The following is an 8,561-nucleotide window of genomic DNA, read 5'->3' on the forward strand; positions in this document are numbered from 1 at the left end:
TTTTTGCAAATTCGTTTGGCTTATACATATATCACTCATAGACCAGCTATGACTATGAGTGTACAGCTTTGTCTAGGTTATTGGCGACTTAGGACAAACTCTTGCCACTCCCTGCTGAATGTTCAATTAAATAGTTATTTCCTACACCTTCATGTTTTGCCGCATTTACCAGTAACCGCACAGCCTGAAGTTGATGGTAGCGGGGAAATATCATGGTTTCTTTTTTGAACTTGCGGCCATCATCGTCTCGTTTCTCTTCTGTTTGTAAATGTAGAAACCGAGCTAGGAGATCGAGTAAACTGTCTCGTTGCAAAACTTCTTCCCACAGGTAGGCGGTGCGGTAATTACGTCCTTCTGTGTCTGGTGGATTACCTCCTCCGCCATCGTATCCTTTGTTAAAAGGCAAAAAGTGGGTAGCTTCTCCGGCTAGGCGTGTAGTCATCCATACTTCTTCGGTATCAACTGCAAAATGTACTAGGGTGCGGCGTTTAAACTCGAAGATAGTTTCTCTGGGGTCACGGTCTTGGCGGTATTGCTGTTTGGCATTTTCTACAGTTTGCCGTGTAAGTGGATTCTTTAGTTCTAGCGTGACAACTGGGATACCATTGAGGCTAAGAGTGATGTCAAGCGCTCGGTTTTTTTCACGTTCACTGTATTGTAGTTGTCGCGTAATACCTACACAGTTGGCAGCATAACGAGCTTCTAATTCAGAGTTTAGTCTGTGGGCTGCTTTGAAGTAAGCTATACGCAGAGTTCGACCGTAGCATTTAAACCCATGACGCAGAGTGTGTAGTGACCCGTAGGTATCCATCCATTTACACAGGTCAGTCAGCACTTGTTCACTGGTTTTTTCTTTATGGAGTGCTTCTAGTTTTTGCCACTCTTTGGGCTGAGTTTGCTGAATAAATGCGATCGCTACATTGGCAAAAAGAGCGCGGGTGCGATCGAATTTGTCTGTTACCTCAACATAGCCATGACTGAGAAGGTGATTTTCAATTATGCTCTCAAAGGCCGTTTCACCATATCTGGCTATATTCATTTGCGCCTCTTTTGATGTTGGGTTTTGTTTTTATTTTTTAAGGCTTTAGATTTAGCAATATACTCTAGTCTTTTAATATGTTTATCTAGTGCTTGTATTAATACAAAACAGAACGGTTCCAATCTACCTTCATGTTGAGATTTTAGCTTTTTAAGTCTGTTGCGTGCATTCTGAATAGGAAGATTATTTTGTTTACCGAGAGTACCCTGAATTGCTGCTTTACGAAAATCTTTAAGTTCCTTATGATCGAGTCCCAATTTATTAATAGTAGTTTCTGCCGCTTTATCCCCCTCCTTGTATTTAATCTCTCCCTTCAAATTGAATAAGAAACGGGTTTCGCAAGATTGATCTAGAGGAGACACAAATAAAGTTTGATCCCCTTTTGTGTAATCAGGCCAATTTCCTTTTTTATCGCCGCCATACGGGGTTTCGTGTTCAGGATTCGGGCCTGGATAGCAAGCTACCATATTACTATAAGTAACGGTTTCATCAGGAGTGCAATGGTCTTGAGCTTTTACATGATCAATGTGGCAGTAACATTTATAAAAGTTATGTTGTGTTATGTAGCCATCAATACGCATACCTGTGTAGGCACATAACCAGCCTTGTTCTTCGAGGAGATTTCTTCTGGTAAAACTTCAATTTGAGCTATGTCTGATAAATCGAGATACCCATCTTGAACATTAGCAACACGAAGGTATGGTACAAGAACTGTTTCACGATTACCAAAATTACGTCCTTTCGTTACTCCTGTTTTCACTTTGCCTAAAAACTTGAGATTGATCACTTCCCAATGCTCAGGTATATAGTTGAAAAACTCAAAACTCGAATCTTGTAAGGAGACATCAGGATTTAGCCCACGAGTTACAGCATGAGTAATTAGGGCGCGACGCTTTTCTGTCAGTAAATCAAGCAGACGTTCTTTAGCTGAAATGAGTGTGTCTATTTTGGCAGTTTCACGATCAAGGTAATTTGCGATCGCTTTTTGGTTATCTAAGCTAGGAAAAAGTATTAATAAATTAGCAACATCTTCTGATGTAACTGCTTCGTATGTGCTACCTGTAGTTTCATAAGCTAACTGTGTCCGCGCCAAATGTAGTGCCCACCATGCAAAACCTTTGTGAAGATGATGAAGGCATCGAATAGCACATAATCCACGACCAATTCCATATTTTCGATCAGCGATGTTGAGTTCACCTACCGGAGCACGAACAGAAAATAGAATATCTTCAGGAATTGCTAATTTTGTTGAGACAGGACAATATATACGCGGTAAGGGATGCAAAGTACCAAAATCAGCTGTTCCTTGTAAAAAAGGTAATCCTGCATCAGCTGATAATGAATATTCAGCTGATGGTGGAGATTGCCCCATTTCCACAGATGCAATATATTTAAGTCGTATTAATTCATGTATAGAAGCAGTCACGCTGTTACCTCATGCAACAAACGTATAAACTCTTCCTCCATTTGCTTAATGTCAGCATCAATTTCAGCTAAAGGTCGCGGAGGAGTGTATTTATAAAAATGCCGATTAAAATTAATCTCATACGCACTGCGAATTTTATCACTATCTGCCCAAGCATCACCTACATACGGCTCAACCTCACGGTGAAAATATCCTACAATTTCATCAGTTAAAGACACATTTTCAAAATCCCGTAGTTGCGTATCTGGCTCATACATACGCTCTACCTTGCCTTTAGCATCCCGGAACCAACCCCAAACACGCGCATTAGGTTCGTCAATCACTTTACGTTGCTTCAGAATAACCCCCTCGGCTTCTGAATTCCGCTCTGTAAAAACATCCCGAAACAGTTTATTTTCTGTCTTTTTCCACTTGCTACCACGCTGCTTAATTAAAGCATTCATCAGCTTGTCAAACTCACTCCAATTAGGACGGGGTTCTCTTCCTAATTCTCTATCTATCGCTTGCACATCATCTAATAAGTGAGGCACAGCATCTAAAAATCGGCTTTTGCGTTCTACATCCATTTGGTAGAGCAAACGTAGCGGTCTTTCAATGGGAACGCGATTATAGCCAAAATCTTCATTATCAAAAATCTTACTTGTTTCACTTTCTACAAACTCACCATAGTCCCGTACCACTGCGGCGATATCTTCTTCACCCATATAACGACGTTTGTCACCTAAACTACGGCGCATAGGTTGCCAGCGAGTGCGAGAGTCTATTAATTGAATTTTTCCTTTGCGGTGTTGCTGCTTGCGATTAGTGACAATCCAAATATAAGTACCAATACCAGTGTTGTAAAACATCTGCTCTGGCAAAGCTATAATCGCTTCCAACCAGTCATTTTCAATCACCCACTTGCGGATTTCACTTTCACCACTACCCGCACCACCAGTAAACAGGGGTGAACCATTGAAAACAATTGCCAAACGTGAACCATTTTTCTCAGCATCCGGCTGATACGGCTCAAACTTACTAATCATGTGCTGTAAAAATAGCAACGAGCCATCATTAACTCGTGGCGTACCAGCGCCAAACCTACCAGCGAAACCTAACTTTTCGTGTTCGCGTTGCACCTCTTTTTGTTGCCTTTTCCAGTCCACGCCAAACGGGGGATTGGCAAGAAAATAATCAAAACGTTCACCATAATATTGATCGTTAATCAACGAATCACCGTAACGAATATCACTATTTTCATTATTCTTTAGCAATAAATCTGAGGCAGCAATAGCATAAGCACGGGGATTAAAATCCTGACCAAATACCCACAATTTTGCATTCTCATGATATTTGTATAAATAATTCTGTGCCTCCGCTAGCATTCCACCAGTACCACAAGTAGGGTCAAGCAGCTTGCGAATAATCCCTGGTTTAGTCAAGATATCGTCATCGGGATCAAACAAAATATCTACCATCAAACGGATCACTTCTCGCGGCGTAAAGTGATCGCCTGCTGTTTCATTAGCTGCTTCATTAAATCGCCGAATTAAATCCTCAAATAGCAATCCCATTTTGATGTTATCTAGTTTGGGATCATCATCTGTACCCGGATGTAAATCAACATCACAAAACTTAGACACAACGAGATAAAGAATGTTTGCCTCGCGCATCTTCTCAATTTCAGCAGTAAACTCAAATCGCTCAAAAATATCGTAAACGTTCTTCGAGAAACCTTTAATATAGTTAGTGAGATGTTGATCTATATTGTCGGGATCACCTTTAAGCTGCTGAAAATCGAGTTCTGAACGGTTATGAAAACGCTGCCCTGCTACCTTGTTTAGAATTACATCCAGGGCTTTATCTTGTAGTCCTTGCTTACTCCACTTGTTACACGCTGCTACTACCTGGGGTTTAGTTGACGTAAGCACACAGTCAAAGCGACGCAGCACCGTCATTGGTAACATTACACGCTCGTATTGCGGTGGGCGGTAAGGCCCCCGTAATAAGTCAGCAATTTGCCAAATAAAGTTAGAGAGTTGGTGATGGTCTGCCATGTGTGTCTATATCGATCTGCTTATTATATCTACATTTCGGGGCGCAGAAAGATAGTTTTACAGCCGACCTGAGAGTTTTAGAAAGTATAACTATTCTTTAAGAGAGCAGGAGAGTGATTACTAAAACATATTACACAGCAAGAGTCACTGTGTAAATAGTCGGCAAATGAGAGAGGAAGAGAAATGAGATGCTATCAGTAATGCTTTTGATACTTCGCCATTTCCGCAAAAGGTGTAAAACATCGCGGACAATGTCCCTCCACCCACAAAGCCGGTATAGGAAAAGGTTTTTCACAAACAGGGCATTTTGATAGCAAGCGCAACTTGTGGCTCGCGCATCCTACCGTTACTTTAAATTGCCACTCAATTTGATGGCATGGCGACTCTGCATAACAACGACAACATAACCTAATGGGACTGTGCTTCATTCCTACACCAGGTGGAGGTAGCATTTCTCGTAATCTATCAGCTTCAACTTCTACTAGAGTTGCTAGCGCTTCTAATTCTTGATGAGTCGGAAAGGGATTGAAATAAAACTTTTCCCAACGCGCTAACACAGCCCCAAGTCCCGCGACATCACCTAATCCACTAGGGGCAGAAAATTTATTCCCTTTTTCTCGTCGAAATCTACCTAAAAAATGGCTGATACTTTCTCCCTCATAAGGCTCGACTCTGGTTAGCCAAAGTTGTCTTTTTTGATCTACATTTTCTTCCATATCACAATTTAGATGCTGCAATTACTTCTTTTAAAACATCTTTATCTACTTTTTTATATCCTCTCATTAATGAGCGAATAGCAGCTTTGCGAAGAATCATATCCAATCTACCAATTAATTTTTTAGTCGCTTGCTTTAAAAGCTTGAGGTTATCTCCACTTGCCAATTTCGATTCTTCCGGTAATCTGAGAACATCTCGTTCCCAAATCTGAATCATTTGTTTAAATTGTGCATCCTCTAATCTGTCTAACTCAAACTGTTCGAGAAAGCGATTAATAACTTGCTCATCTCGTTTAACTACTGTTAAAAGACGACTTGTAGTACCAACAAGCAAAACAGAAATTTTTAACTCATCATCATCATAAATATGCCGTACATCTGAAAAAGTCTCAAACTTTAGGTGATTAGCCTCATCAATAATAAGCATCTCAACCTGATGTATAGCGAGACTATCTAGCGTTCGTTCTCGTAGGTCGGAAATAGTTCCGTTTGAGGGTTTATTTAACGCCTTGAGAATTTTGATAAAAAAATCTCTGGAACCACAATTTTTGGGAATTTGAATGTAAACTACAGGCTTCATCCGCTGTCCCTTAGCCTGCCGTGACTTGTTGTAACGATGTGCAAAAGCTTTACAAGTGACTGTTTTTCCACAACGTGAATCTCCTACCAATAGACCAGTCATCCTCGAAATGACTAACTCATACATCCAAGCGTGACAACGTTTAACTTGGTCTAGTTCTAAGTAAGGTTCACGACTTAAACGTTCAATTTCAGCTTGTACTTCTGGTGTGGGTTCTTTGATAACGCCAAATTGCTTGGCAAGCGAGATTGCATTTGTCATATTCTATACCTAATCTTCTTCATAGAATTCATCCATGTAACGAACTTCGTATTTTGGTAGCTCTTCTGGTTCACTGTCTATGGCGATTTGTTTTGGTTCAGGTACAGCAAATTTCTTAGCCACCGACTCTACAGGATTTACTTGTTCATTTGCTGCTTGTCGGCGCTGTTTACGGTTTCGTTTTACTGTTTCCTCCACAAAAGCTTGACGGTCTAGCATTGCCTCTAAAATTGAGTCATTATTGATTTCTTGGCTTGCTTCCTTTAGCCGCTTATTAATTGCCTTTAATTCGCGTAAAGACAGGCGTTCAGTCTCTAAACATTGGGCGTGAGCATAATCCAGAAAATCTTCTGTCCCGTCTGCATTAATTTTGTACACAAGAAGCGTTGTTACGTCGGCAGGATCGTATCGGAATGCCACAATTTCTCCGTCTCGACCTCTCAAATGCTCTGCTCGATAGGTCAAGTTTTCAAATTGAATACAGCCGTATTTTTGGACTTTGCGGCGTTCTTGCTTCATTAAACAAATCGCTAAATCCAATTCATCATAAAGATATGGGTCTGCCATCAATCCCGCTTCCCATCGTCCAATCCGAGATTGGTCTTTCATCCTGGCATCGGTATGCTGATTATATTCGTCAACAATGTAACGTACTATAACCTTCTCTAAATCCTTGAGAGTCAGGCAAGCATCTTTATCAACATTTTCTGGTCGTTTTTGAACGTTTGAACCCGTATATCCAGGTAGAAGATTTAATAGTTGCTCGTTAAGCGTTTTAAAAAAACGTTCAACAATTCCACCATCTGATGGTCGTCTTCTGAGAGCGCAATTAAAACCTATTTGCACTGCAACCTGTTCTGTGGTATGGATGGAAGTAAAATCTTTACCACCATCTGTGTAGAAGTAATTGGGCTTTCCGTAAGTTCGCCACTCGTTACGCAATTGATACTCAGAACTATAAGATTTTGGAAGAATCGCATGACGTAGAGCTAAGGCATCAATTTGAGAACTAGGATTATCAAATCCCAAATAAAACCCCACTAAGCAACGGGAGTAGGAATCGATAACAATCGTTAGCCAAGGACGATCTAAAACTCCATACTCGTCTACAAGCCTCACATCCAAGCGAGTATGGTCACATTGCCAAACATCATTACTGCACTCTACCTCCAGTTCTCGCCGATCGCGGGTCATGTGCGTTAGTCGTTGCCCTAACATACCTGGGCTTCGTGCTTTTAGCTTTCTCTGCTTCTCTTCGATATATTCATTGAGAATTCGATAGACTGATTGATAGCTGGGGTATTCTCCTTTGTTCAGGTTAAGTTGTTTGCCTCTGCCTTTGACCCTAAGAAAGACTTGATGTCGGGTCATGCGCTTACTACCCTCATTGCCTTTCTTAAAACTATCAATAATAAAATCAATCCATTCCTGGTCAAGACGGTACTTTCCTTTATCCGATCGCGTAGTTGCCAGCCCAACCAATCTTTCTTCTCGCCATTTCTTGAGTAAGCGCTCTACTTGGCGAATTGACACACCCAGCTTTTGGGCAGCTTCTTTTTTTCTAATCGCATAGGTTTTGCGATCGCACGGCTCAGTCAAACTTTGAATGACATCCATCCTCTGCTTTACTTGCGAAGTCAATAATTCATCAGACGGCAGCTTGTAAAGTTTTACAAACTTTTCCTCGGATTGTGAAGGGTCACTTTCTGTGTTTGTAATTAGAGAGTTTTGTGAGTCCTGAGACATGTTTTACCTCACAGGAAAATGTAGAGGTTTTATCGTTATCTATGAAACTAATGTACTATTAATACGATAGTTTGCGACATCTAATTTATGAAAAAAGATTAAGGAGGAACTTTCCATCCTCAAAATAAGCGACATACAAATTGTGAATTTTTTAGGATTGCGACTTATAAATTGTGAAATTCGGAAAAATAACAGTTTGTGATAAAAATAATAAAACCCTTGTACTGCAAGGGTTTTCTCATAATTTCAGCGACATTAATTTGTAAAACAACGTCATCTAATTTGTGAATGTACAAGCGGATGTACATGAACAAATTAAATGTCGCTGTTCATGTACATTAACTAATTATTTGTCACTGTTAACAGATTAATGTCACCATTAACAAAATATTGTCACTATTAACAAATTAGTGACCGCTACGCAGTCTGGAGGATACCCTATATCAAAGATGAACTGCGGAGCGTCATAATACCAGTCTAACAAGGACGTAACTGGATTCGCTTTCAACCCACCCTTTTCTAAAAAGCTTTTGTTATAAATTCGTAAACTGATATCAACACCTTTCAACCCGCCTCTAGCTGGGAGGGGTGTTGAAACTTATTGCAATTATCTCCAGCAATTGCATAAATAATCTTTCAACCCGCCTCTAGGTGCTATGTATTAGTCACATGTTTCTTAACATTGCTGTAAATAAGTCAGGAAAAGGATTATGGAACAATGCAATATGTAGATAGTTGACAAAAGGAGGAGAATGTG

The 8,561-nt window shown here is 40.3% G+C and carries 7 protein-coding genes; all 7 read right to left on the reverse strand.

Annotated elements, in window-relative coordinates; genetic code table 11:
* Positions 1-88 precede the first annotated feature (88 nt).
* The 7 genes from AABK37_RS38490 to AABK37_RS38520 all read right to left on the reverse strand — a co-directional run bounded on the left by AABK37_RS38490 (position 89) and on the right by AABK37_RS38520 (position 7,804).
* Positions 89-1,039, reverse strand: coding sequence for a type I restriction endonuclease (locus AABK37_RS38490; RefSeq protein ID WP_432556681.1), 951 nt, complete (start codon positions 1,037-1,039; stop codon positions 89-91).
* Positions 1,036-1,620: a hypothetical protein gene (locus AABK37_RS38495; RefSeq protein ID WP_432556682.1), complete on the reverse strand. Its 585-nt coding sequence runs from the start codon at positions 1,618-1,620 to the stop codon at positions 1,036-1,038. Before AABK37_RS38495 ends, AABK37_RS38490 begins: the two co-directional genes overlap by 4 nt.
* Positions 1,599-2,465: a restriction endonuclease subunit S gene (locus tag AABK37_RS38500; RefSeq protein WP_432556683.1), complete on the reverse strand. Its 867-nt coding sequence runs from the start codon at positions 2,463-2,465 to the stop codon at positions 1,599-1,601. Before AABK37_RS38500 ends, AABK37_RS38495 begins: the two co-directional genes overlap by 22 nt.
* Positions 2,462-4,501, reverse strand: coding sequence for a type I restriction-modification system subunit M (locus AABK37_RS38505; RefSeq protein WP_432556684.1), 2,040 nt, complete (start codon positions 4,499-4,501; stop codon positions 2,462-2,464). Before AABK37_RS38505 ends, AABK37_RS38500 begins: the two co-directional genes overlap by 4 nt.
* A 194-nt stretch (positions 4,502-4,695) precedes the next feature.
* Entirely contained in the window at positions 4,696-5,217 is a 522-nt protein-coding gene (locus AABK37_RS38510; RefSeq protein ID WP_432556685.1) for a TniQ family protein, read from the reverse strand.
* A 1-nt stretch (position 5,218) separates the two neighbouring features.
* Complete coding sequence (locus AABK37_RS38515) at positions 5,219-6,058, reverse strand: TniB family NTP-binding protein (RefSeq protein ID WP_432556686.1); 840 nt, start codon at positions 6,056-6,058, stop codon at positions 5,219-5,221.
* A gap of 9 nt (positions 6,059-6,067) precedes the next feature.
* The gene (locus AABK37_RS38520; RefSeq protein ID WP_432556687.1) at positions 6,068-7,804 is read right to left on the reverse strand and encodes a Mu transposase C-terminal domain-containing protein; all 1,737 of its coding nucleotides are present in this window, start codon (positions 7,802-7,804) and stop codon (positions 6,068-6,070) included.
* Positions 7,805-8,561 lie beyond the last annotated feature (757 nt).

The organism is Tolypothrix sp. VBCCA 56010 (assembly GCF_050875635.1).
In the GTDB taxonomy this organism is placed as follows: domain Bacteria; phylum Cyanobacteriota; class Cyanobacteriia; order Cyanobacteriales; family Nostocaceae; genus Hassallia.